25 protein-coding genes are annotated in these 21,892 nt (G+C 71.6%); 5 read left to right on the top strand and 20 right to left on the bottom strand.

Translation table 11 applies throughout. The features are described 5' to 3' along the window. Window positions 1-52: 52 nt before the first annotated feature. The 4 genes from BIU97_RS00760 to BIU97_RS00745 all read right to left on the bottom strand — a co-directional run bounded on the left by BIU97_RS00760 (window position 53) and on the right by BIU97_RS00745 (window position 4,021). Entirely contained in the window at window positions 53-1,459 is a 1,407-nt protein-coding gene (locus BIU97_RS00760) for a hypothetical protein (RefSeq protein ID WP_139195829.1), read from the bottom strand. Beyond that, window positions 1,449-2,285 carry a TIGR03943 family putative permease subunit gene (locus tag BIU97_RS00755; protein WP_083404481.1) on the bottom strand — a complete coding sequence of 279 codons (837 nt, stop codon included), beginning with the start codon at window positions 2,283-2,285 and terminating at the stop codon, window positions 1,449-1,451. The genes BIU97_RS00760 and BIU97_RS00755 overlap by 11 nt, the downstream gene beginning before the upstream one ends. Continuing rightward, window positions 2,272-3,285: a permease gene (locus tag BIU97_RS00750; RefSeq protein ID WP_071253110.1), complete on the bottom strand. Its 1,014-nt coding sequence runs from the start codon at window positions 3,283-3,285 to the stop codon at window positions 2,272-2,274. Before BIU97_RS00750 ends, BIU97_RS00755 begins: the two co-directional genes overlap by 14 nt. Before the next feature lie 157 nt (window positions 3,286-3,442). Then, entirely contained in the window at window positions 3,443-4,021 is a 579-nt protein-coding gene (locus BIU97_RS00745; protein WP_071253112.1) for a TetR/AcrR family transcriptional regulator, read from the bottom strand. Between the two features lie 99 nt (window positions 4,022-4,120). On the opposite strand from BIU97_RS00745, the gene BIU97_RS00740 reads away from it, so the two are divergent. Both BIU97_RS00740 and BIU97_RS00735 read left to right on the top strand, forming a co-directional pair. Next, window positions 4,121-4,435 (top strand): DMT family transporter, encoded by a 315-nt coding sequence (locus tag BIU97_RS00740; protein WP_071253114.1) that lies wholly within the window; start codon window positions 4,121-4,123, stop codon window positions 4,433-4,435. Further along, window positions 4,436-4,804, top strand: coding sequence for a DMT family transporter (locus BIU97_RS00735; protein WP_071253116.1), 369 nt, complete (start codon window positions 4,436-4,438; stop codon window positions 4,802-4,804). Between the two features lie 603 nt (window positions 4,805-5,407). On the opposite strand, the gene BIU97_RS00730 is transcribed toward BIU97_RS00735, so the two are convergent. Together BIU97_RS00730 and BIU97_RS00725 are read right to left on the bottom strand one after the other, a co-directional pair. Beyond that, complete coding sequence (locus tag BIU97_RS00730; protein WP_071253118.1) at window positions 5,408-6,547, bottom strand: CE1758 family FMN-dependent luciferase-like monooxygenase; 1,140 nt, start codon at window positions 6,545-6,547, stop codon at window positions 5,408-5,410. Window positions 6,548-6,699: 152 nt separating this feature from the next. Further along, window positions 6,700-7,599 (bottom strand): phosphatase PAP2 family protein, encoded by a 900-nt coding sequence (locus tag BIU97_RS00725; RefSeq protein WP_071253120.1) that lies wholly within the window; start codon window positions 7,597-7,599, stop codon window positions 6,700-6,702. Window positions 7,600-7,837: 238 nt separating this feature from the next. On the opposite strand from BIU97_RS00725, the gene BIU97_RS17845 reads away from it, so the two are divergent. Next, window positions 7,838-8,287, top strand: a complete 450-nt coding sequence (locus tag BIU97_RS17845) for a DUF4383 domain-containing protein (RefSeq protein ID WP_175472177.1) — start codon at window positions 7,838-7,840, stop codon at window positions 8,285-8,287. 245 nt (window positions 8,288-8,532) lie between these two features. On the opposite strand, the gene BIU97_RS00715 is transcribed toward BIU97_RS17845, so the two are convergent. From BIU97_RS00715 to BIU97_RS00660, 12 genes are all read right to left on the bottom strand, one after another. Then, window positions 8,533-9,846: an ATP-dependent DNA helicase gene (locus BIU97_RS00715; protein WP_071253122.1), complete on the bottom strand. Its 1,314-nt coding sequence runs from the start codon at window positions 9,844-9,846 to the stop codon at window positions 8,533-8,535. Continuing rightward, a complete protein-coding gene (locus BIU97_RS00710) occupies window positions 9,843-12,062 on the bottom strand; it encodes a cytochrome c oxidase assembly protein (RefSeq protein ID WP_071296797.1) in 2,220 nt (739 codons plus the stop codon). Before BIU97_RS00710 ends, BIU97_RS00715 begins: the two co-directional genes overlap by 4 nt. Before the next feature lie 175 nt (window positions 12,063-12,237). After that, window positions 12,238-12,525: an HU family DNA-binding protein gene (locus BIU97_RS00705; protein WP_017886454.1), complete on the bottom strand. Its 288-nt coding sequence runs from the start codon at window positions 12,523-12,525 to the stop codon at window positions 12,238-12,240. A gap of 275 nt (window positions 12,526-12,800) precedes the next feature. Beyond that, complete coding sequence (rpsN, locus tag BIU97_RS00700) at window positions 12,801-13,106, bottom strand: 30S ribosomal protein S14 (protein ID WP_071253126.1); 306 nt, start codon at window positions 13,104-13,106, stop codon at window positions 12,801-12,803. Between the two features lie 3 nt (window positions 13,107-13,109). Then, window positions 13,110-13,280, bottom strand: coding sequence for a 50S ribosomal protein L33 (rpmG, locus tag BIU97_RS00695; protein WP_017886456.1), 171 nt, complete (start codon window positions 13,278-13,280; stop codon window positions 13,110-13,112). After that, window positions 13,280-13,516 (bottom strand): 50S ribosomal protein L28, encoded by a 237-nt coding sequence (gene rpmB / locus BIU97_RS00690; RefSeq protein ID WP_022903747.1) that lies wholly within the window; start codon window positions 13,514-13,516, stop codon window positions 13,280-13,282. The genes rpmG and rpmB overlap by 1 nt, the downstream gene beginning before the upstream one ends. A gap of 534 nt (window positions 13,517-14,050) precedes the next feature. Next, window positions 14,051-14,734, bottom strand: coding sequence for an alpha/beta fold hydrolase (locus tag BIU97_RS00685; protein ID WP_071253128.1), 684 nt, complete (start codon window positions 14,732-14,734; stop codon window positions 14,051-14,053). A gap of 10 nt (window positions 14,735-14,744) precedes the next feature. Beyond that, window positions 14,745-15,170, bottom strand: a complete 426-nt coding sequence (locus BIU97_RS00680; protein ID WP_071253130.1) for a Fur family transcriptional regulator — start codon at window positions 15,168-15,170, stop codon at window positions 14,745-14,747. Beyond that, window positions 15,167-16,114 carry a metal ABC transporter permease gene (locus tag BIU97_RS00675; RefSeq protein WP_071253132.1) on the bottom strand — a complete coding sequence of 316 codons (948 nt, stop codon included), beginning with the start codon at window positions 16,112-16,114 and terminating at the stop codon, window positions 15,167-15,169. The genes BIU97_RS00680 and BIU97_RS00675 overlap by 4 nt, the downstream gene beginning before the upstream one ends. After that, window positions 16,114-16,956 (bottom strand): metal ABC transporter ATP-binding protein, encoded by an 843-nt coding sequence (locus BIU97_RS00670; protein ID WP_071253211.1) that lies wholly within the window; start codon window positions 16,954-16,956, stop codon window positions 16,114-16,116. Before BIU97_RS00670 ends, BIU97_RS00675 begins: the two co-directional genes overlap by 1 nt. Before the next feature lie 47 nt (window positions 16,957-17,003). Beyond that, window positions 17,004-17,918 (bottom strand): metal ABC transporter solute-binding protein, Zn/Mn family, encoded by a 915-nt coding sequence (locus tag BIU97_RS00665; protein WP_071253133.1) that lies wholly within the window; start codon window positions 17,916-17,918, stop codon window positions 17,004-17,006. 228 nt (window positions 17,919-18,146) lie between these two features. Then, the gene (locus BIU97_RS00660; protein ID WP_071253135.1) at window positions 18,147-19,412 is read right to left on the bottom strand and encodes a PTS transporter subunit EIIC; all 1,266 of its coding nucleotides are present in this window, start codon (window positions 19,410-19,412) and stop codon (window positions 18,147-18,149) included. Between the two features lie 178 nt (window positions 19,413-19,590). Here BIU97_RS00660 and BIU97_RS00655 point away from each other — a divergent pair, with 178 nt between their 5' ends. Together BIU97_RS00655 and BIU97_RS00650 are read left to right on the top strand one after the other, a co-directional pair. Continuing rightward, window positions 19,591-19,827, top strand: coding sequence for a PTS transporter subunit EIIB (locus BIU97_RS00655; protein ID WP_071253138.1), 237 nt, complete (start codon window positions 19,591-19,593; stop codon window positions 19,825-19,827). Then, window positions 19,824-20,276 carry a PTS sugar transporter subunit IIA gene (locus BIU97_RS00650; protein ID WP_071253140.1) on the top strand — a complete coding sequence of 151 codons (453 nt, stop codon included), beginning with the start codon at window positions 19,824-19,826 and terminating at the stop codon, window positions 20,274-20,276. Before BIU97_RS00655 ends, BIU97_RS00650 begins: the two co-directional genes overlap by 4 nt. Before the next feature lie 102 nt (window positions 20,277-20,378). Here BIU97_RS00650 and BIU97_RS00645 read toward each other — a convergent pair whose 3' ends face one another. Further along, complete coding sequence (locus tag BIU97_RS00645) at window positions 20,379-21,113, bottom strand: GntR family transcriptional regulator (RefSeq protein WP_071253142.1); 735 nt, start codon at window positions 21,111-21,113, stop codon at window positions 20,379-20,381. Window positions 21,114-21,240: 127 nt separating this feature from the next. Then, entirely contained in the window at window positions 21,241-21,816 is a 576-nt protein-coding gene (locus tag BIU97_RS00640; protein ID WP_071253144.1) for a GNAT family N-acetyltransferase, read from the bottom strand. Window positions 21,817-21,892 lie beyond the last annotated feature (76 nt).

Genomic DNA, 21,892 nt, shown 5'->3' with positions numbered 1-21,892 from the left:
CCCGGTACCAGCTGGTACCGGGCCTCCTGTCCGTCGTCTCCGCGTCGGACCGTCAGCTGATCTCGTCACCGGACGGCAGCGCGCCGCACCAGTCCACCAATGCGGCGTCGATGCTCGCCTCGAGCGCACCGGAGGTCGCGTCGACGATGCTCACCAGCTCGTCGCTCGCCGACTTCGTCGCGACCGCGACGAACTGTCCGTTCGGCGACGGGCAGACCGCCGTGACGCTCGCGTCCTCGGGCAGGGTGACGGCCAGCCGGGAGGCCCGTGTCCCGTCCACGCGCACGATCCGTGGCGAGATGGTCCCGTCCGACCGCACGTCCCCCAGCACGCGCAGGTACGTGTCGTCCGTCAGTTGGGCGATCCGTCCGAGGTAGGGCGCGTCGGTGCTCGCGGCCGGCGCCTGCAGCGCCGACTCCGCCCCGTCGGTCAGGTCGAGCCGGACGATGCCGGTGCCGGTCTCGACCACGGCCGTGGTGCCGGTGCCGACGAACCCGTGCAGGTAGGTGGCGCTGCCGAGCCGCACCGGGTCGGCACGCCCGCTCATGTCGACGAGCACGAGGTCGTCGGAACCGGTCCGGACGAGCGCGCTCTCGGTGCGCGGCACGTAGGCCCACTGCCCCACGGTCATCGGCACTGCGCCGGTCGTCGGCTTGCCGTCCTCGGCGATCGCCGTCGGCATGTGCGTGCCGGTCATGTCGACGACGTAGAGCCCGGTGTTGCGCGACTGCCCCGTCGAGGTGTCCGCGTACTCGAACCCGAACGAGGCCCCGTCGTCGGCGACGTGCAGCGCGGTGACCCGGCCCCGGGCGGTCGGCAGGGTGATGTGCTCGATCTCCGACGACGCGTCCTGCACCCCGCCGCGCAGCGGGACGACGTCGACGGAGGAACTCGCGTCGCTCCCGCTGACGACCACCAGCGAGCGGCCGAGCCGTGCGTACTCGGTGATGTCCGCCGCCTGGTGCACGGTGGTCACGCCACCGGCGTCGAGCGACCGCCGGACGATGCGGTCCGGGGTGCCGTCACCTCCGGGCACCAGGGCGAGCACGTCGGTGCTGCCGGTCCGGATCGACGCGGTCAGGTCCGCCGTGGCACGCTGCCCCGGCGCCCGCACCCCGGCCACCGTCACCGTGTAGTCCCGGTCGTAGGCCAGCGGTCCGGTGAACTCGACGGCGATCGTGTTGCCGCTCGAGGTCACGGTGTGCGCCGCCGACGGACGCACCCGGACGTCGTCGGCGCTCACCCGCTCGAGCGCCTGGTTCGCCGTCAGGATCACGCGCTGCGCCGGTCGGGACACCAGGCCGGAGGCGTCGTAGGACACGTCGCGCAGCCGTGGGCCCTGCTGCGCCCCGACGACGGCGGCGAGCGCGGCGACGACGGCGAGGACGAGCACCACCGCCGTGTACCGCCGGTGGAACCGGTGCGCGACCGGGCGGCGGTCGCGCCGCTCAGTACTCATACGGGTCCTCCGGCTGCGCGATCGCCGTGACGTCCGCGGCGCGGATGACGATGCGGGCGTCGGCGGACTGGTCCGGGTTCGCCGCGAGCGCCCCGGTCACCCGCACCCACTGCCCCTGCTCGGGTGCGGTCCCGCCGCCGGCCTCGGCGGGGACCACCCCGAGGCCGACCGGTTGCGCGTCCACGGCGCAGCAGCTGATGACGAAGCGCGTGAGCGTGAAGGAGCCGCCGTCGCCGGGCACCACGAACCCGGTCAACCGGACCTGCTTGCCGACGAGGGCCGTGGTGTCAGTGGTCTGCCGGATGAGCGCCGCCCAGTCCTTGACGCCGTACGCCGAGGTGTCGACGCCCTCGCTGCCGAGGAGCGAGACCGCGGCCTCGGACCCGGTCGCGTTCGACAGGGTCGCCGAGTCCACGCTCCGCTGCTGCGCGGTGCGGGCGGACAGCGTCGTCGGGGGCAGGACCAGCATCGACACGGTGACCCCGATCGTGACGACCGCCGCGGCCGTCCCGAGCACGATGCGGACCGCGCGGCCGCGGCCTCCGCGCCGACCACCGTGCTCGTGGTCGTGGTGGTCGTCGTCGCCGTCGGCGTGGTCGTCGTCGCCGTGCGTGTGCCCGTCGCCGCGGGCCGTGACGACGAGGCCGGCGACCGCCGCGGGCACGGCGACCGCGGCGAGCACGATCGTGAAGACCGCGTAGCGCGGGTTGATGTACAGGTCGAGGTGCCCGACCAGGGCGAGCCACAGCGTGCAGACGGCGACCGCCAGCACGGACCCGAGGCCCAGGTACGCGTGCGCTCGGCGCCCGGTGTCAGACGAGGACATTCATCACCAACCCGACGGTTCCGGCGAACAGGACGCACACGACGGCGAGCAGCACCAGGAAGCGGACCCGGAACGTCGTGCGGAGGAGCGCGATCATCTTCACGTCGATGATCGGCCCGATGATGAGGAAGGCCGTGATCGACCCGGGCAGGAACGTCGACGCGAACGACAGCGCGAAGAACGCGTCGACGTTCGAGCAGAGCGAGACCGTCATCGCGAGCAGCATCATCGCCGCGACGGACAGCACCGGGTTCGCCCCGATCGCGACCAGGGTGGACCGCGGCACGGCCACCTGGATCGCGGCCGCGAGCCCCGCGCCGACGAAGAGCGCCGGCATCATCGTGGCGGTCTCGCCGCCGAACTGCGCGGCGCTCTCCCGCCAGCGGTTGCGCGCCCAGGGCGCCCCGACCGTGGCACGGCAGCGGGCCTCGAACGCTGGGAGCAGCAGGTCGGCCGGGCGGCGGTGCGCGGCGACGATCCAGCCGACCAGGTTCGCGACGACGAAGCCCCCGACGATCCGCACCGGCAGGATCCACCCGGACCACCCGAACGCCTGCGCCGTGCTGATGATGACGAGCGGGTTGAGGATCGGTGCGGCGACGAGGAACGTGACGGCCTCGGCCGGGGTGAACCCGCGCAGCATGAGGCCGCGGGCGAGCGGCACGTTCCCGCACTCGCACACCGGGAAGAGCATGCCGATGAGCGAGATCACGGCGCGGCGCCCGAAGGGGTTCTGTGGCAGGACCTTCTCGAGGGCGCCGGCCGGCACCCAGACCTCGACGACGATCGACAGCACGATGCCGAGCACCACGAACGGCAGCGACTCGACCACGACGCTGATCGCGAGCGTCAGGAAGTCCTGCACGACGTCCGGCAGCCCCGCGGTGCCGACGCTCGGCGCGGCGATCCGGATCCCGAGCAGGACGACGACGGCGAGCAGCACGAGGCCGGGGCCGGTCAGGGTCCGGGAGCGCTGCGGCGGCGGCGTGGTCGTCGTCACCGGGACAGGATAGGCGACGCGCGTGGGTCGGCAGTTTCGCGCGTCGGAAGCAGAACCGCGCGTGGGGAGAAGAATCGCGCGTGGGCGGCAGGAAAAAAGGACCCCCTACGCGCGAAACGGCTTCCCATGCCAGGCGCGATGGGACGGAACGTCGGAGTCAGGCCGGGGTGAGTTCCGTGAGGTGCCGGTCGACCACGTCGATCGCCCAGACGCCGGACTCCCCCGGAGCGAGCCGAACCACCTGCATCGCGAGTCCGTCGAGGAGCGCGTGCAACCGGCACGCCTCGTACTCGTGGTCCCCCGGCGGGACGCCGAGCAACCCGAGGGCCTCCTCGCACCACGCCCGCACCTGACCGACGACGCCGTCGAGCGTGGGACGGAGAGCGGCGTCCGTGAGGGCGGCGTTGCCGAGGGCGAGGTAGACGTCGAGTTCGATGACGCGTTCGGCATCGAGGGGCAGCAGCTCGACGACGATCCGTCGCGCCCGCTCCGGTGCGGGGAGGTCGGCGGGCAGCGCCTCGATGCGCTCGCACATCCGGTCGAAGACGAGGGTGATGGTGTGCTCGCGCATGCTCGCCTGCGTCGGGAAGACGTAGCGCACGGTGCTCGGCGGCAGGCCCGCCGCTGCCGACACGTTCCGGACGCTCAGGGCGCCGAGGCCGTCCTCGGCGAGCACCCGGCAAGCGGCCTCGGAGACCACCCGGCGCCGGTCCTCGATGTCGATGCTCCTGGCCACACCTCATACTCGCACGATCGTACGACTTCGTGCTACCGTGGGCGCCGATGTCGCACAGTCGTACGACATCCACAGATCGAGCACGGAAGGGGATCTGTCATGGCATGGGTCGTCCTCGTCCTCTCGGGCGTCCTCGAGGCGGTGTGGGCCACCGCGCTGAGCGCCTCGAACGGCTTCAAGAAGGTCGTCCCGACGATCGTGTTCGTCGCCGGCATGGTCGCGAGCATGGTCGGCCTGGCGTTCGCGATGCGGTCGATCCCGGTCGGCACCGCGTACGCCGTCTGGGTCGGCATCGGTGCGTCACTGACCGTGGTCGTCGCCGTCCTCCGGCGACAGGAGGCCGCCTCCCTCGCCCGCATCGGCCTCGTGCTGGGCCTGGTCGCCTGCGTCGTCGGCCTCAAGGTGGTGAGCTGAGTGGCCTGGGTCGTCCTGTTCGTCAGCGCGGTGCTCGAGACCGTCTGGGCGACCGCGCTCGGCCGCAGCGACGGCTTCACCCAGCCGGGCCCGACCCTGGTCTTCGCGGTCACCATCGTCGTGAGCCTCGTCGCGTTCGGGTACGTGCTGCGCCACATCCCGATCAGCACGGCGTACGCGGTGTGGACCGGCACCGGCGCCGCCCTCACCGTCATCTGGGGCATGGCCACCGGCGCCGAACCCGTGACCGCCCTGCGCGTGCTCTTCATCGCCGGCATCGTCGGCTGCGTCGTCGGTCTGAAGCTCGTCCCCGCCCGCCCCGCTCCCCCGCGCGGCCCTGCGCCGGGGGAGCAGCAGAACCGCGCGTAGGCAGCAGTTCCGCGCGTGGGTAGCAGTTCCGCACCCGGTGAGGTGATCCGCGCGTAGGAAGCCAGGCGTTCCCGCCACCTACGCGCGGGAAGCCTTCCCACGACAGCCGCGATGGGTGAGAACGTCCGCGCACGCCGGACGGGAGGCCCGGCACGGGACGTGCGCCGAGCCTCCCGGCCGTCACCGGTCACGACCACCGCCAACGGCGAGCAGTTTCGCGCATGGTGAGGTGATCCGCGCGTCGGAAGCCAGGCGCTCCCACCTCCCACGCGCGAAACAGCCTCCCATGTCGGCCGCGATGGGTGAGAACGTCCGCACGCGCCGGACGGGAGGCCCGGCACGGGACGTGCACCGCGCCTCCCGCCCGTCGCCGGTCGCGGCCACCGCGCACGGGCAGTAGTTCCGCGCATGGTGAGGCGTTCCGCGCGTAGGAAGCCAGGCGTTCCCGCCACCTACGCGCGAAACGGCAACCCATGTCAGGCGCGATGGGATGGAACACCTGCGACTCCCCCGCACCCGCACACCCGCACACCCCCACCCCCGCACGCAACAACGGCCGGGCCACCCGAGGTGACCCGACCGTTGCTGCTCAGCAGGAGGACGTCAGACGGACGCGCCCGTCCACTCGTCCTCGGCGGCGACGTGGTCGCTGCCGACCGTGCCGGCGGCGAGCGCCGCGGCGGCACGCGAGGCGTGCGACGGCGGGTCGGAGGGCACGTCTGCCGGGCGCCCCTCGTCGTTCAGCTGTCGGAGCTGCGGCACGATGTCCTCGGCGAGGATGTCGATCTGCTCGAGCACGGTCTTGAGCGGCAGGCCGGCGTGGTCGATGAGGAACAGCTGGCGCTGGTAGTGCCCGACGTGGTCCTTCATCGCGGCGTAGCGGTCGACGACCTGCTGCGGGGAGCCGACGGTGAGTGGGGTCTGGGCGGTGAAGTCCTCCAACGAGGGGCCGTGGCCGTAGACCGGGGCGTTGTCGAAGTAGGGCCGGAACTCGCTCCAGGCGTCCTGCGAGTTCTTGCGCGCGAAGAACTGCCCTCCGAGCCCGACGATGGCCTGGTCGGCGCGGCCGTGACCGTAGTGCTCGAAGCGCTGGCGGTACAGGCCGACCATCTGCTCGGTGTGCTGGATGGGCCAGAAGATGTTGTTGTGGAAGAAGCCGTCGCCGTAGTACGCGGCCTGCTCGGCGATCTCCGGCGTGCGGATCGAGCCGTGCCAGACGAACGGCGGGACGCCGTCGAGCGGGCGCGGGGTCGAGGTGAAGCCCTGCAGCGGCGTGCGGAACTTGCCCTGCCAGTTGACGACGTCGTTCTCCCACAGCTGGCGGACGAGCGCGTAGTTCTCGATGGCCAGGTTGACGCCCTGGCGGATGTCCTGTCCGAACCACGGGTAGACGGGGCCGGTGTTGCCGCGGCCCATCATGAGGTCCATGCGACCGTCGGAGATCACCTGGAGCATCGCGTACTCCTCGGCGATGCGCACCGGGTCGTTCGTGGTGATGAGGGTCGTCGACGTGGACAGCGTGATGTCCTTCGTCTTCGCCGCGAGGTAGGCGAGCAGGGTCGTCGGCGACGAGGCCACGAACGGCGGGTTGTGGTGCTCGCCGGTCGCGAAGACGTCGAGGCCGGCCTGGTCGGCGTGCTCCGCGATCGTCAGGATGTCCCGGACGCGCTGGGTGTCGTCCGGCGTGGTGCCGGTCGTCGGGTCGGTCGTGACGTCGCTGACCGTGAAGATGCCGAACTGCATGGTGTACCGCCTTCCGCGATATCGATGCGTTTGCATCGACTTGCTGGGTACAACGTACCGCACGCCTCGGCATTCCCGCCAGGCTCGCATCCGTCGCGGCCCGGCCGGTCGGCGCGGTCGTCCGGACAGGAGGCCCGGCCCGGCTCCCCGGGTCAGCGTGCGGTCGGCAACGTGTCCGGGTCGGTACGCGCGGCGTGGTGCATCCCGTCGAGGAACCACACCACCGTGACCACGGCCAGCACGCTCGCACTCGAGGCCATCCGCCCCGCCACCAGGATCGCCTCGTGGTCGTACGCCCCGCCCCCGGTCACGCCGACGACGAGCGCCGCGACCCCGACCGCCAGGGTCACCCCGGTGGCGGCGAGCAGCAGGACGCTCACGACCCGGCGCGGACCCCGACGGCCGTCACGGTCACCTCGTTCGCCGCGGTCGACCCGCGGCCCGAGTGCCCGCACGAGTCCGAGCCAGCAGAGCGCGACCGCGCACGCGCCGACGATGTCGCTCACCCGGTGCCAGCCGTAGACGACGGTCTGGTTCGCCACGAAGACCGCGTACGCGGCGCCGACCACCGTGACGACCGGACGGAAGCGCCGCGGGGTGACCAGGAGCACCGCGAACAACGCCGCCAGGGCGACGGTGGCGTGCCCGGACGGGTACGAGTTCGGGGTCGTCGACTGAGCGATCTCCGGGCGCACGGCGATACGCTTGACGAGCGTTGAGGTGGCCGCCGACGCGAGCACCACGGCGGCGGCGCCGAGCCCCACCGCGAGCCGCCGCCGAGCGAACGCCACGGCGACGATCACGACGACGAGCAACGAGATCACCGGCACCGAGATGACGTTGAGCGCAGTGTCCGACCCGAACAGGTCGGAGTCCCGGACCCCGCCCAGAGCGGCGTCCTCGGCCCGCTGCCCCACCGGCGTCAGCACCGCAGCCACGTAGACGAGAGGCACGATCACGAACCCCAGAGCCGCCACCACGCCCCACCGCAACCGTCGTGAGACCGTCGGTCCGCGCGACTCGGGCGCGCTGCGTTCGGGCGTGCGGGTCACCGGCGTGGTCCTCCTCGGTGTGGCGATCATCGGCCTCCTCGTGCGGCTCGTCCCTCGGGGACGATTCGGACGGTCGGGGTCCGACACGATACCGTTGGTCCGCCGGTCCGCGCCTGTGAACGGGGGGCAAGCCTCCTCCGGATCCGTCGGCCGCACCGCTCGTGCACCACGGGCGGACGCACCGGCTCCCTTCGCCGGCACGTCCGGTGCGACCACCCTGTACCAGGAGGAGACCGAAGTGGCCATCAAGGAACCGGGCATCACCGCCTCGCCGAACCGCGGCCTCGCGCTCACGGCCGGCTCGCTCCTCGCACTCTGGGGTGGCCTCGGCTTCTTCTTCGCCGCCGACGGCGACCCCGGCTTCTTCAACCGCCAGGGCGGCATGCTGTGGAACGCGTTCGGCGTGAACCCGGCGCTCTGCTTCGTCTGGGTGCTCCTGGCCGTCGTGCTGCTCATCACCGGCCTCGGCAACACCGTCGGCTCCCGGAACGGCAACCTGCTCGTCGGCGCCCTGCTCGTCGTGTTCGCGGTGTACGGCTTCGTGTTCGTCGACACCTCGGCCAACGTCTTCGCGCTCAACACGACGGACAACGTCTTCCACGCGATCGTCGGTGTCGTCCTGCTGCTCACCGCGGTCGGGGCCGACAAGGAGAACCTCCGCGCGATCCGCGCGTCCGCTCGCGCCTGACGAACCCCTTCCACGACGCCCGTCTGCCGCTCCGGCAGGCGGGCGTCGTCGTCCGTCCGGCGGCCAGCGGGTCTGGCGGGTCGGCGGCGACTGGCTCGGCCCGGGTCGGCGGGTACCGGTCACCACACCCCGCGCAGGTCCGGCGACCGGCCACGAGCCGGCGGCGGCCAGCGAAGCCGGAGCGCCGACGAGAGACCGCCCAGCAGCGGTCCGACGGGTCGGCGTGACCGGTCGGAGGCGTCAGGTCAGTCCGCGTCGGGCTCGGTCCGCTTCGGAGCCTCGAGCGCGGTCGCCACGATCCGGGGTGCCTCGGACATGAACCGTCGGACGTCGGTGTCGACGATGATGTCCTGCGGGCGCAGCGGCCGGGTCAGGTACAGCCCCTCGAGCGACGTCAGCCGGGACAACGCGACGTACGTCTGCCCGGCGCTGAACACCCGGTTGCCCAGGTCGACGACGGCCCGGTCGTACGTGCTGCCCTGCGACTTGTGGATCGTGACCGCCCAGGCGAGCCGCAGCGGGAACTGCTGGAACTCCCCCACGGTGTCCTTCTTGAGTTCCTTCTTGTCGGCGTCGTAGGAGTACTTGAACTTCTCCCACACGGACGGCTGGACCTCGAACGACTCGCCGTCGACGTCGACCCAGACGGTGTCGCGGATGGCCGTCACGATGCCGAGCGTGCCGTTCACCCAGCGTTGGTCGGCGTCGTTGCGCAGGAACATCACGTGGGCGCCGGGCTTGAGCTCGAGGGCCTCGTCAGCCGGGAAGTTCCGCCCGCCGAAGTCGCCGTTCACGTCGGCCTTCGCGGTCTTCACCTTGCCGGGCAGCCGGTCGAGGGCGGCCTTGTTGATCCGGGCGACCGTGTCGTTGCGGGTGGCCAGGGTGATGGCGTCGTCGGGCGCCGGTCGCGCCCCGGCCGTGTTGAGCTGCCCGGCGATCTCCGCGGTCACCCGACCGTGCCGGACCGCGGTCAGCATCGCGGCGAACGCGTCGTCCCGCTGCCGGTGCACCGTGGCGAGCTCGATGATGTTGAGCTTCGTCTCGAGCCAGACCTTTGCGTCGAAGAACCACATCGACCGGTAGTGGTCGGTGAAGTAGGCGCGCTCGTCGGCGTCCCCCGGCACGGGCGGCAGCTGGTACGGGTCGCCGAACATGACGACCTGCACGCCGCCGAACGCCTCGAACTGGCGGCCGCGGGCCTTGCGCAGCGAGCGGTCCATGCCGTCGAGCAGGTCGGCGTTGACCATCGAGACCTCGTCGATGACGAGCGTGTCGATGGTGTTGAGGAGCTTGCGGGTGTCCGGCCCCTGCCGCAGTTCAGCGTCGGCGATGAGCCCGATCGGCAGGCGGAACAGCGAGTGGATGGTCTGCCCACCGACGTTCAGCGCGGCGACGCCGGTCGGTGCGCAGATCACCACCTGCTTCTCGGTGTTCCACGACAGGTGGTTGAGCAGCGTGGACTTGCCCGTGCCCGCGCGACCCGTGATGAACACGTGGTCCCGCGTGTGCTCGATGTACTCGAAGACGGCGCGCTGCTCGTCGCTCAGCTCGACGGTCACCGCGGCTCCGCCCCGTCGTCGGGAGCCGGACGGGAGGCACGGATCGCCTCCGCCCCGTCACCACCGTCGAGTGCGTGGCCGGCCGGTCCGTCGTCGCTGCCGTCGTCGAAGTCGAGGTCGATCTCGTCGTCGCCGTCAGGGTCCGCGCCCGCTGGGGGTCGTTGCGCCCCGGCAGAACGGGGCGCGGTGCCCGCCGCCGGGTGCGGTGCGCGCTCGCCGTCGACGCCGTCGGCACCCGCACCCGCACCCGTACGAGCACCCGCGCCCGCGTCCGCACGAGCACCCGCGCCCGTGCCCGCGCCCGCGCCCGCACGAGCACCCGCGCCCACCGGCCCCGCACCCCCGCGGAGCCGCACGGCGACCACGACCACGACCGTCAGCACGAGCAGGATCCCCGTCACGACGAGCACGAGACCGGCCCGTGCCTGGTCGACGACCGGGTCAGGCCCCCAGGACCGCCCCATCGCACCGAACCACGACGCCTGCAGCAGCCCGAGCGGACCCCGCATCGCGATGCCGAGGGACACGACGCCGGCGGCGACGACCACGGCGCCGACGACCCGGACCGCCGCCGCAGCGCGTGTGGGCCGCTGCTGGCCGACCGGCACCGGGGTGAGCAGCGTCGGTACGGCGAGCAGCCCGACGAGCAGGAACACGACGTCGAGCACGGTCCGACCGGTCGAGTCGCTGACCGACCACCGGACGGCGTCGGTCGCGTAGAACGCCCACCAGACGGCAGCGGCCAGCACGAACGCGGGGAACGGCTGCACGAGGTACCGCACGGCGGCGTTGTCGACGAGGATGCCGGTCCACTCCCGCACGCCGGTGCTGTCGTCGTCGCGCGGGTGCACGGCGGCCCGGATGAGCGCCACGGGCGCGGCGGCCCAGACCAGGGCCGGGACGACGAGCCCGAGCACGACGTGCGCCCCGACGTTCGCGGAGACGAGGAACCGGTCGTACTGGTGCAGCGCCCCCGAGGTGGCGACGACGAGCGAGACGAGCGCGACGGCCGCGGCGACCGAGCGCCGGACCGGCCAGCCCGTCCCCCGGCGGCGCAGCCGGACGACCCCGGCCGCGTACGTCACCGCGAGCAGTACGGCGGCCATCAGCCAGAACAGGTCGATGTTCCACTGCGTGAGCCACCCCCAGGCTCCGGGGGCGTGCGGCAGCGGGTCGTCGGTCAGGAGTTCGGCGGGGCTCGGGTCGGCCGTCTTGCTCGGCGCGATCTGGTCGATCGGGGTCGCCGTGCGCCCGAGGGCCGCGGCGAACCCGGACGCGATGCCCATCACGGCGAGCTCGACGAGCACGAGGGTCCAGAACGGCCGACGGCGGGCGGGCGTCGCGGTCAGCGCACGGATGGTCCGTCGACGCTGCACGGCGCCGATGACCCCGATGGCCACGATCGCGCCGGTCTTGACGAGCACGAGCGTGCCGTACGGCGAGGCCAGGTTCGACAGCACCCCGACGCGGATCTGCGCCGACGCGACGCCCGACACGGCGACGAGCACGAAGCAGCCGAGGGCGACGCTCGAGTAACGGGAGACCACGGCCCCGAGCCGGTGCCCAGGCACGACCCCGCGGAGCAGCACGAGGGCGGTCAGCCCACCGACCCAGAGTGCGGCGCCGACCAGGTGCAGGCCGAGCGCCGTGACGGCGGCGTCGTGGCTCGCGGTCCCGGCGGCGTGGCCCTGCTGCGCGAGCGGGAGCAGGCCGATGAGCGACACCCCGGCGGTCACCGCGACCATGCCCCGGGAACGGACGGCGAAGCACAGCACGGTCGCGACCGCGGCGATGAGCACCGTGACGAGCCAGGCGAGACCGAGGTCCGTGCCGGTGAGGAACACGCCCATCGACTGGCCGAACTGCTCGTCGAAGCTGATCCGCGAACCGGCGACGCTGAGGAACGTGAAGAACGTCGCGACGGCGGCGGACACCGCCCACACCCCGCTGGCGGCCGCGGCGACGTCGATCGCGCGGTTCCACTCCGGTCCGGTGCGGGACAGCCCGATGGTCGCCAGGGCGAGCGCGCCGATGGCGAGCGACGCGGACAGGTCCACGACGAGCCGGGCGATCGGCAGCCCGAACCGCACCACGGCGCCCGGGTCGGCGATGAGCGCGGCGTCGGCGCCGCCCCCGACGACGAGCGCGACGAGCAGCGACAGGAACCCGACGAGCAGCAGCACGGCGGGACCGGCGGTGCGCGCGATCCGATTCACCCGTCAAGCCTAGGCGGTGCCCACCCGGCCGCCGAACGGGGCGGGCCGACCTGTGGAGAGCGGGGCGGGCCTCCCGGCCGACGGGGTGCGCCCACGCGACGGGGCCTGCGCGCCCCGACCCCGGGAACGACGGAAGGGACGGCCGAAGCCGTCCCTCCCGATGCGCGGACGAGTCTTACTTGACCGCAGCCTTGAGCTTCGAGCCGGCGCTGACCTTGACCGAGTCGCTCGCGGCGATCTCGATGGCGTCACCGGTCTGCGGGTTGCGGCCGGTGCGGGCGGCGCGGTGCGTCTTCTCGAAGGCGATCCAACCGGGGATCGTGACCTTCGTGCCGTCGGCGACGGACGACGAGACGACGGAGAAGAGTGCGTCGACGACGCCGTTGACGGTGGCCTGGCTCTGGCCGGACTCGGCGGCGACGGCAGCGACGAGCTCGGTGCGGTTCAGTGACTTGTCAGCCATGGATGTCCTCCTCGGACTTCTTGCAGTATCGGTCGGACGGACGAGCCGTCCGGCGCCCGGAGCGGTTGCCCCGTGCCACGGTGCCAGTGGGCCGAGGGCCCGGCGGAACCGGAGTTGAACCTACCAGCCACATCGGACGAACACCTCCGACTCGCCCGGATTTCCGGGGTTGTCGCGGGTCCGGAGGGGCGGATGTGACCAGAGTTGCGCCGTTGTACCCCACTCACGACGAACGCCCCGTCACCGAGGTGACGGGGCGTTCAGCAAGCGATTGCTTACCAGGAGCTCTTCGTGATGCCGGGGAGCTCGCCACGGTGGGCCATGTCGCGGAAGCGGACACGGCTGATGCCGAACTCACCGAGGTGGCCACGGGGGCGGCCGTCGATGGCGTCGCGGTTGCGGTAGCGGACCGGCGACGCGTCGCGGGGCAGCTTCTGCAGGCCGACGCGGGCGGCCTCACGCGACTCGTCGGAGCCGTTCGGGTCCACGAGGGCCTTCTTCAGCTCGAGACGACGCTCGGCGTAGCGCGCGATGACCTCGGCACGCTGGTTGTTCTTCGCGATCTTGCTCTTCTTCGCCATGACTCAGCGCTCCTCACGGAAGTCGACGTGCTTGCGGATCACCGGGTCGTACTTCTTCAGCACGAGACGGTCGGGGTTGTTCCGACGGTTCTTCTTGGTCACGTACGTGAACCCGGTGCCCGCCGTCGAGCGGAGCTTGATGATCGGACGGATGTCCTGACCCTTTTTCGCCATCAGATCTTCTCCCCACGGGCGAGGAGATCCTTGACGACGGACTCGATGCCACGTGCGTCGATCACCTTGATGCCCTTCGCGCTGAGCGTGAGCGTGACGTTACGACGAAGCGAGGGCACGTAGTACGTCTTCTTCTGCACGTTCGGGTCGAAGCGACGCTTCGTCCGGCGGTGCGAGTGCGAGATGTTGTGTCCGAAGCCGGGGGTGGCTCCGGTCACCTGGCACACTGCTGCCATGGTTTCCTCCTGAGGTACCGTGCGACCGGACGGCCGCACCCAAGTTCACTTGCCTGGTGCACACGCGCTCGGTCACCGGGGTGACGTCGCGAGGGGGTTGTGCGCACCGCCCAGACCCGGCACCCCTGTCGAAGGGGGACGAGCACCGCGCGACCGCGGCGTTCGCGACGGTCGGAGGGCTTGGAACAACGGGTCCCACCGCGCGAGCGCGGAGGACCAGGGGGCAACGTTACGCGAGCACCGGGCGTGTCGCAAGCCGGGGCTCCGGGCCGGGAGGCACGGCGCGGCCGGGCAGGACCGCTCACGCCGCCGTGGGGTCACCGCCGCCGCGGGGTCGCGGGAGCGCGGCCGCCGTGTGCCGCTCCGACGATCGTGAGCAGAAACGGTCGAGTGAGCGCGCGCGAGGCGACCGTTCCTGCTCACCAAGTGGGCGCGGGCGGGCGCGAGCGGGCTCGGACGGGTGCGAGCGGGCTCGAGCGGCCGCGGGCACCGCGGCGGACGCAGGCGCGCGCCGCGCGCCGCGCGCCGCGCGCCCTACCCCCGTGCGGCGAGGGCGCGGACCATGAGCTCGCCGAGCTCGTGCGGCGCCGAGAACATCGGCCAGTGCCCGGTGTCGAGCCCGAGGATCTCGAGTTCCTCGGTCGCGACGAGCTCCTCGGCCCAGACCTGGTGGTCGGCCACCATCGTGGCGAGCTCGGTCGCGGGGATCTCGCACGTGATGACGGTCGCCGGGATCGTGTGCCGGGCCGCGTCGGCGTAGTGGAACCGGTCCGACGGCACCGCCGCCGGCTCCGGGATCGCCCGGTGCTCGAAGGCCTCGCGGAGGGCCGGGGTCATCCCGCGCAGCGTCGCCGGCTCCCAGACGTCCCACGACGGCAGCGGCACGACACCGTCGACGACGGGCAGCTCGTCGTTCACGCAGCCGCCGGCCGGCCCGGGGAACGTGTCGACGTAGAGCAGGTGCGCGACGAGCGAGGGTCGCTGGTCGGCGGCCATGTACGCGATCGGCCCCGCCCCGGAGTGCCCGGCGAGCACGACCGGCTCCTCCGGGCTGGCGACGTCGTCGAGCCGCGCCACGAGCGAGGCGACCTGCTCGTCCAGGGTGTCGCCGTCGCGGGTGACGGCCTCGACCGTGTGGCCGGCCTGCAGCAGCAGTGGGGCGACCTCGTCCCACGCGCTCGCGTCGAGCCAGAACCCGGGGACCAGGATGACGTGCATGGCGCGGAGGTTACTCGCCGCCGGCCGGTGCCGTGCGTGCCGCCGTGCACACCGCGCACTCGCCGAAGACGTCGACGACGTGACTGGCGTTGGTGAACCCGTTCGCGGCGGCGACGTCCTGCGCCCACTGCTCGACCGGGGCCGCCTCGATCTCGACGGTGCGTCCGCAGTTCCGGCAGATGAGGTGGTGGTGGTGGGTGTCGGTGGTGCACGCCCGGTAGAGCGACTCGCCGTCCTGCTGGAGCGAGTCGGCGTCACCCTCGGTCGCCAGGTCGGCGAGGGCCCGGTAGACGGTGGCGAGGCCGATCGTGGAGCCCTCGTCCCGCAGGTGCTGGTGCAGCGCCTGCGCGCTGACGAAGCCCTCGGTGGAGTCGAGGGCGCCGCGCACCGCTTCGCGCTGCCACGTGTTCCGCTTGACCTTCTGCACGGCGTTCATGCTGACGCACCCACCTTCGTTTCGGCTGACGTTCCGGTTCCGCTCGCCCCGGACGGGAGGCCCGGCGCACCCCCGCCACGGCGGTCGCGGCCGGCCGTTCGGTCGCGCCCACGGCGGTCGTGCCGCGCGCCGACGATCCGGCACACGACCCAGATCGCGAACGAGATCGTCGTCACGTAGGGGCTGATCGGCAACCCGCCCCCGAGTGCGAGCAGGATGCCACCGACGACCGACACCACGGCGAACACCGTCGACAGCACGGGGACGACGACCGGGTGCGAGCTGAGCCGCAGGGCCGCGGCCGCGGGGGTGACGAGGAGCGAGAGCACGAGCAGTGCACCCACGATCTGCACGGACACCGCCGTCGCCAGCCCGAGCACGAGCATGAACACGATCGCCAGCGTGCGCACCGGGATGCCCGCGGCGGCCGCGACGTCGGGGTCCACCGACGCGAACATGAGCGGGCGCCAGATGACGAGCAGGGTCGCCACGACGACCGCCGCGACGACGACGAGGAAGGTCAGCTGGGGGTTGTCCACCGAGACGATCTGCCCGGTGAGCAGCCCGAACTTGTTCGCGGCCCGGCCCTTGTAGAGCGCCAGGCAGAGGATCCCGAGGCCGAGCCCGAAGGGCATGAGCACGGCGATGATCGAGTTCCGGTCGCGCGCCCGCGAGCCGAGCAGCCCGATGAGCAGCGCCGCGACGACCGACCCGACCAGCGAGCCGGAGACGACGTTGACGCCGAGCAGCAGCGATGCGCTCGCCCCGGCGAAGGACAGCTCCGAGATGCCGTGCACGGCGAACGGCAGGTTGCGGGCGACGACGAACGGCCCGATGAGCCCGCCGACGATGCCGAGCACCGCGCCGGCCCAGATCGAGTTCTGCACGAGCACGAGCAGCTCGCCGTAGTCCTGGAACGAGAAGACGGTCGACAGCAGGTCCATCAGATCCGTCCCTCGTCCGACGCCGGCGCGTGCGGGTCGGGGTCGCAGTGGTGGTCGTGCGCGTCGTTGGCGCCGACGATGACGATGCGCCCCATCGTGCGGACGACGTCGACGGGCGTGCCGTACAGGTCACTCAGGACGTCGGCGCGCAGCACCTCGTCGGGCGCGCCGATGCGGAAGCGTCCGCCGGCGATGTAGAGCACGCGGTCGACGACGTCGAGGATCGGGTTGACGTCGTGCGTGACGAACAGCACGGCCGCGCCCTGCTGGCGGCGCTGGCGGTCGATGAGCTCGGTGACGCCGCGCTGGTGCCGCAGGTCGAGCGAGATGAGCGGTTCGTCGCACAGCAGCAGTGCCGGGTCGGCGGCGATCGCCTGCCCGACGCGGGTGCGCTGCTGCTCGCCGCCGGAGAGCTCCGCGACGGGCGCGTCGGCGAAGCCGGTGGCGCCGACCTCGTCGAGGATCCGGTCCACGCGGGCGCGGTCGGCCCGGGACGCCGGCAGGACGCCCCAGCGGTGCCCGGTCACGCCCTGCGCCACCATGTCGCGTGCGCGGAGCGGGGTGCCGGACTCCATCAGGCGCTGCTGCGGAATGTACCCGATGCGGCGGTGGCCACGGCCGACCGGCTGGCCGAGGAACGACATCGTGCCGCTCGTCAGCCGCTGCTGCCCGAGCACGGTCCGGAGCAGCGACGTCTTGCCGGCACCGTTCGGACCGAGTACGGCCACGAACTCGCCCGGGGCGACGTCGAGGTCGAGGTGGTCCCAGAGCCGCCGCGCGCCGTACGACAGCCCGGCGTCGCGGAGCGTCAGGACCGGACGGCCGGTGGCCCGGTCGTCCACCGTGGTGGTCGCCGGGCCGTCGGTCTCCGCTGGTGCGGTCGTGGTCGTCACTTCTGGAGTGCCGCCTGCACCGCGTCGATGTTCGCCTGCTGCCACGAGACGTAATCCTGCCCCTCGGGGAGCGTTTCCGTGACACCGACCACCGGGACGTCGGCGTCCTCGGCCGCCTGCTTGACCTGTTCGGTCTCCGGGCTCGACGTCTGGTCGTTGTAGGCGAGCAGCTTCACGTCACCCGAGGTGAACAGTGCGAGGGTGTCGCGGAGCGCCGCCGGGGGGACGTCGTCGTCCTCCTCGATCGCCTCGGCGAAGTCCTCCGGCGTCTCGTTGTCGAGGCCGATCGCGTCGAACAGGTACCCCGGCACCGGCTCCGTGTAGGCCACGGCGTCGCCGTCGTACTGCTTCTTGAGGTCGGCCGTCTGCGACTCGAGGTCCTGCAGCTTCGTGGTGAGCGCGTCGGCGTTCCGCTCGAACGTGTCCTGCTCCCCGTCGTCGAGCGCGGAGAGGCGCTTCGTGACGTCGGCCACGAGCTTCACCATCGTCGGGTAGCTGTAGAACACGTGCTCGTTGAACTCCGCGTCGCCACCCTGGTCGAGACCGGACAGCTCCACGACGTTGATCGTGTCGGCCTTCGTGTCCGAGGCGTCTGCGAGCGTGGTCATGAAGTCGTCGTAGCCGCCACCGTTCTCGATGAGCAGGTCGGCCTTCGACACGGCGAGCTGGGTGCGGGCGCTCGACTCGAACGAGTGCGGGTCCTGCGACGGGTCGTCGAGGATGCTCGTGACCGACACGTGGTCCCCGCCGATGGACTCGACGATCGAGCCGTAGACGTTGGTCGAGGCGACGACGGCGATCTTCCCGTCGCCGTCACCGGCGTCTCCGGACGTCGAGGAGGACGCACACCCGGCCAGGGCGAGTGCGGCGGCACCGGCGACGAGCGGGAGGGCGAGGAGGCGCTTCTGCATGCCCCCGACGCTACTGCTTCCTGATAACGATTGTCAAAACCAACCCAGCGCCCGGGGTGCTGTTCCGCGCATGGTGAGCGGTTCCGCGCGTGGTGAGGCCGAAGTTCTGGCCACCTACGCGCGATTCGGCTTCCTACGCCACGCGCGATGGGAAGGAACGTGCGCACGGACGGACGGGAGGCCCGGTGCCAGCTGGCACCGAGCCTCCCGTCCGTCACGTGGTGACGTCTACGGCTTGGTGGCCGCGTCGATCGTGTTCTCGGCGATCGTGTCCTCTTCACGCCCGGGCGTGCGGAGGTTCCACTTCTTGATCACGAAGCTGAACAGGAAGTAGTAGACCGCCGCGTAGCCGAGGCCGATCGGGATGAGCCAGATCGCCCCGTCCGCCTTGCCGAAGTTGAGCACGTAGTCGATCGCACCGGCCGAGAACGAGAAGCCGTCGTGGATCCCGAGCGCGTTCACGAGGGCGAGCGACGTGCCGGTGAGCAGCGCGTGGATGATGTACAGCGGGAACGCCACGAACATGAACGAGTACTCGAGCGGCTCGGTGATGCCCGTGACGAACGAGGTGAGCGCGGCGGAGATCATGATGCCGCCGACGAGCTTGCGGTTCTGCGGCTTGGCGTTGCGCCAGATCGCCAGGGCACCGGCGGGCAGCGCGAACATCATGATCGGGAAGAAGCCGGTCTGGAAGATGCCGGCCGTCGGGTCGCCCGCGAGGAAGCGCGCGATGTCACCGTGGTAGGTGACGCCGCCGGTCGTGAAGCTGCCGAGCTGGAACCACGGGAAGAAGTTGAGCAGCTGGTGCAGACCGATCGGGATGAGCATGCGGTTGACGAACCCGAAGATGCCGCCACCGATCACGGCGTTGTCCGCAACGGCGGTGCCGGCTGCGGTCAGCGCGATGTCGAAGTAGCGGTAGAAGAACGACATGACGACGGCGATGAGCAGACCGGCGACCGCCGTGAGGATCGGGACGAGACGGCGACCCGAGAAGAAGCCGAGGAAGTCGGGCATCTTCGTCCGGTGGAACCGCTCCCACAGCACCGCGGAGACGAGACCCATCACGATGCCACCGAGGACGCCGAAGTTGATGGTGGCCTGGTCGCCGTTCGCGTCCTTCACCCCCGCGAGGACGATCGGGGACATGGCCGCGAACACCTGGTACATGACCATGTACCCGACGACGGCCGCGAGCGCGGTCGTGCCGTCGGACTTCTTGGCCCACCCGATCGCGATGCCGACCGCGAACAGGAGCGGCAGCCACGTGAAGACGCCGTTGCCCGCGGCGGCGATGATCGTCGCACCCTTGTCGAAGCCGGGGATCGCACCGAGCATGTCGGCCTGACCGAGGCGGAGCAGGATACCCGCAGCGGGCATGACCGCGATCGGCAGGAGCAGACTCCGGCCGAGCCGCTGGGCTTGTGCGAAGAGCCTGGACTGCTTCTTCGGCTTCTTCTTCTCCGGCACGTCCGTGGCAGTGGTGGCGCTCATCGGAGTTCCTCTCGTCATCGGGTGGAGCTGTCGGGGTGAGTTGAGTCGCGCAGCCGGCGCAGGTAACCTCGGCGGTGTCGCCAGGCCCGGTCCTGTCCGGTCATGACCAGTTCCGTAGTCTGATCCGAGACCGGTCCCGTGTCAACCTGGTACGAAAACCCTTAACGAGGAGGAAACGATGGCCGACATCAAGGCAGCCGACATCATCGCCGCGCTCGGCGGTGCCGACAACATCGAAGAGGTCGAGGGCTGCATCACGCGCCTCCGCGTCGAGGTCGAGGACGGCGACCTCGTCGACAAGGCCGCACTGCAGGCTGCGGGCGCCCAGGCGGTCGTCGGCGGCGGCACCGGCTGGCAGGTCATCGTCGGCACGGTCGCCGACAACCTCGCGCAGGACATCCAGGACGAACTGTGACGGTCGTCCGCACCCCCTTCGCCGGCCCCGTCGTCGGTCTCGCCGACGTGCCGGACCCGGTGTTCGCCGGTCAGCTCGTCGGAGCGGGCGTCGCGGTGGACCCGACCGGTGTCGAGGGTGCGATCACCGCCGTCGCCCCGGTCGACGGCACCATCGTCAAGCTGCACCCGCACGCCTTCGCGCTGCAGGGCGCTGCGGGCACCGACGTCCTGGTGCACGTCGGGATCGACACCGTGAAGCTCTCGGGCGAGGGCTTCGAGCTCCTCACCACCGAGGGCGCGACGGTCACGGCCGGCGACCCGGTCGTCCGCTTCACCCCCTCGGTGATCAGTGCGGCCGGCTACTCGCCGATCTGCCCGGTCGTCGTGCTCGGCTCTGCGCCGGACACCGTCGACCAGGGCACGGTGGGCACGTCGGTGCGCGACGGCGACACCCTGTACGAGGTCTGACCCGGCTCCACCCCGGTTTCCTCCCGGTCCTTCCCGCCGAAGCGACTGTGTCCCGCGAACTGTTCGCGGCACACAGTCGCTTTCGCGTACCCGGCCGGGGATTCAGGCGACCGCGGGGGTCGCGGTGACCTCCATCTGCACCCGGTACCGGTCCGACCGGTACCAGCTCCGGGTGTGCTCCACGGGGCGCTCCCCCGCGTAGGACACCCGGTCGAACTCGAGCACCGGAGCACCCGTCTTCGTGCCGAGCAGCGTCGCGACGTCGTCGGCGGCGGGGTTCGCCGCCACGGTCTGCTGCGCCCGGTCGATCGGCGTGCCGTACGCCGTCGCGATGATCGAGTACACGGAGCCCGACAGGTCGTGGTCGAGCAACCCGGGGAACGCGTCGGCCACGAGCCAGGCGTCGTCGATCGACACCGGGGCGCCGTCGGCCATCCGCAGTCGCTTCACGTGGTACGCCGACGCCTCGGCATCGAGTCGCAGCGCCGCGACCGTGTCGCTCGGCGGCACGCGTTCCTCACGCACGAGCACGACCGTCGTCGGCACGTGGCCCATCGCGCGCATCTCCTCGGTGAAGGACGCGAGGTGGAGGGTCGACTGCACCGGTCGGTGCGCCACGAACGTGCCCTTGCCGCGGACTCGCTCGAGGTAGCCCTCGTTGACCAGCTGCCCGAGGGCCTCGCGCACCGTGATCCGCGAGACGCCGTACTCGGTGATGAGCTGCCGCTCGGACGGGATCGCCGCACCGGGGGCGAGCCGCGTCGTCACCAGGTCGAGCAGGATCCGGCGCAGTTGCTGGTGCTTGGGCTCGGCACCCTCGGTGATGTGAGACGTCATCGGCTCCTCGTGCTCCGTCGCTGGTCTGCGGGGTGGTCATGCGCGGACATGACCAGTTCCCATCACAGTAGCGATCGATGCCGGGAACGCCAATGCACGTGTCACCGCACGGCGTCGCCGTGAGTGCTCAGGCGTTCGCGACGAGCCAGGCGAACTGCGCGTCGGAGAGGGCACGATCCGCCCAGACCTGGCCCTCGACGCCGGACTCGGTGCGCACGCTGGCGGGTCCATGCCACACGAGGGACAGCCCGGCTCGACGGAGCACCGCGGCCGAGGCGGGGTTGTTCGTGAGCACGCGCCCCGTCACCGGGACGTCGCACGCCGTCTCGGCAGCGGCCCGGACGGCGGCGAGTGCGATCTCGGAGGCGAAGCCCTGCCCCCACGCGGCCGGCGCCAGCCGGTACCCGAGGTTCCACACTCCGCCGGCGGTCATGTCGACACCGCCGACGCCGACGAACGCGTGGTCCGATGCGGTCCGGACCGTCCACGACCCCAGCCCGTGCCGTGCCCGACCGCCGATCTTCCGCTGCACCATGTCGACGCTCGAACTGCGGGCGACGTGCCGCCCCGACGGCAGGTGCTGCCAGGTGCCGGCGTCCGAGAAGAGCGCGTGCACGTCGTCGATGTCGGCCGGGGACAGTGCGGTGAGCATGAGGCGATCCGTTCGGATCTCCTGCGACGGGGTCAGGAGCTGGTGGACCATGCACCGATCATGCCGCCATCCACCGACATCCGCGTGAACACCACGCGACGAGTCCGCGAGTGAGCAGAAGACGCCG

The sequence above is a fragment of the Curtobacterium sp. MCBA15_009 genome, from assembly GCF_001864895.1.
Classification (GTDB): Bacteria; Actinomycetota; Actinomycetes; order Actinomycetales; family Microbacteriaceae; genus Curtobacterium.
Note: the sequence above shows the minus strand (reverse complement) of the source record. Positions and strands in the feature narration are given on the sequence as shown.

Bases quoted from the DNA above. Each gene is read 5' to 3' on its own strand.
- BIU97_RS00755 (WP_083404481.1), bottom strand. From the start codon at position 2,285: ATGTCCTCGTCTGACACCGGGCGCCGAGCGCACGCGTACCTGGGCCTC.
- rpmB (WP_022903747.1), bottom strand. From the start codon at position 13,516: ATGGCAGCAGTGTGCCAGGTGACCGGAGCCACCCCCGGCTTCGGACAC.
- BIU97_RS00665 (WP_071253133.1), bottom strand. From the start codon at position 17,918: ATGCAGAAGCGCCTCCTCGCCCTCCCGCTCGTCGCCGGTGCCGCCGCA.
- BIU97_RS00675 (WP_071253132.1), bottom strand. From the start codon at position 16,114: ATGGACCTGCTGTCGACCGTCTTCTCGTTCCAGGACTACGGCGAGCTG.
- rpmG (WP_017886456.1), bottom strand. From the start codon at position 13,280: ATGGCGAAAAAGGGTCAGGACATCCGTCCGATCATCAAGCTCCGCTCG.
- BIU97_RS00640 (WP_071253144.1), bottom strand. From the start codon at position 21,816: ATGGTCCACCAGCTCCTGACCCCGTCGCAGGAGATCCGAACGGATCGC.
- BIU97_RS00705 (WP_017886454.1), bottom strand. From the start codon at position 12,525: ATGGCTGACAAGTCACTGAACCGCACCGAGCTCGTCGCTGCCGTCGCC.
- BIU97_RS00645 (WP_071253142.1), bottom strand. From the start codon at position 21,113: ATGACGTCTCACATCACCGAGGGTGCCGAGCCCAAGCACCAGCAACTG.
- BIU97_RS00740 (WP_071253114.1), top strand. From the start codon at position 4,121: ATGGCATGGGTCGTCCTCGTCCTCTCGGGCGTCCTCGAGGCGGTGTGG.
- BIU97_RS00685 (WP_071253128.1), bottom strand. From the start codon at position 14,734: ATGCACGTCATCCTGGTCCCCGGGTTCTGGCTCGACGCGAGCGCGTGG.
- BIU97_RS00760 (WP_139195829.1), bottom strand. From the start codon at position 1,459: ATGAGTACTGAGCGGCGCGACCGCCGCCCGGTCGCGCACCGGTTCCAC.
- BIU97_RS00655 (WP_071253138.1), top strand. From the start codon at position 19,591: ATGGCCGACATCAAGGCAGCCGACATCATCGCCGCGCTCGGCGGTGCC.
- BIU97_RS00680 (WP_071253130.1), bottom strand. From the start codon at position 15,170: ATGAACGCCGTGCAGAAGGTCAAGCGGAACACGTGGCAGCGCGAAGCG.
- BIU97_RS00730 (WP_071253118.1), bottom strand. From the start codon at position 6,547: ATGCAGTTCGGCATCTTCACGGTCAGCGACGTCACGACCGACCCGACG.
- BIU97_RS00660 (WP_071253135.1), bottom strand. From the start codon at position 19,412: ATGAGCGCCACCACTGCCACGGACGTGCCGGAGAAGAAGAAGCCGAAG.
- rpsN (WP_071253126.1), bottom strand. From the start codon at position 13,106: ATGGCGAAGAAGAGCAAGATCGCGAAGAACAACCAGCGTGCCGAGGTC.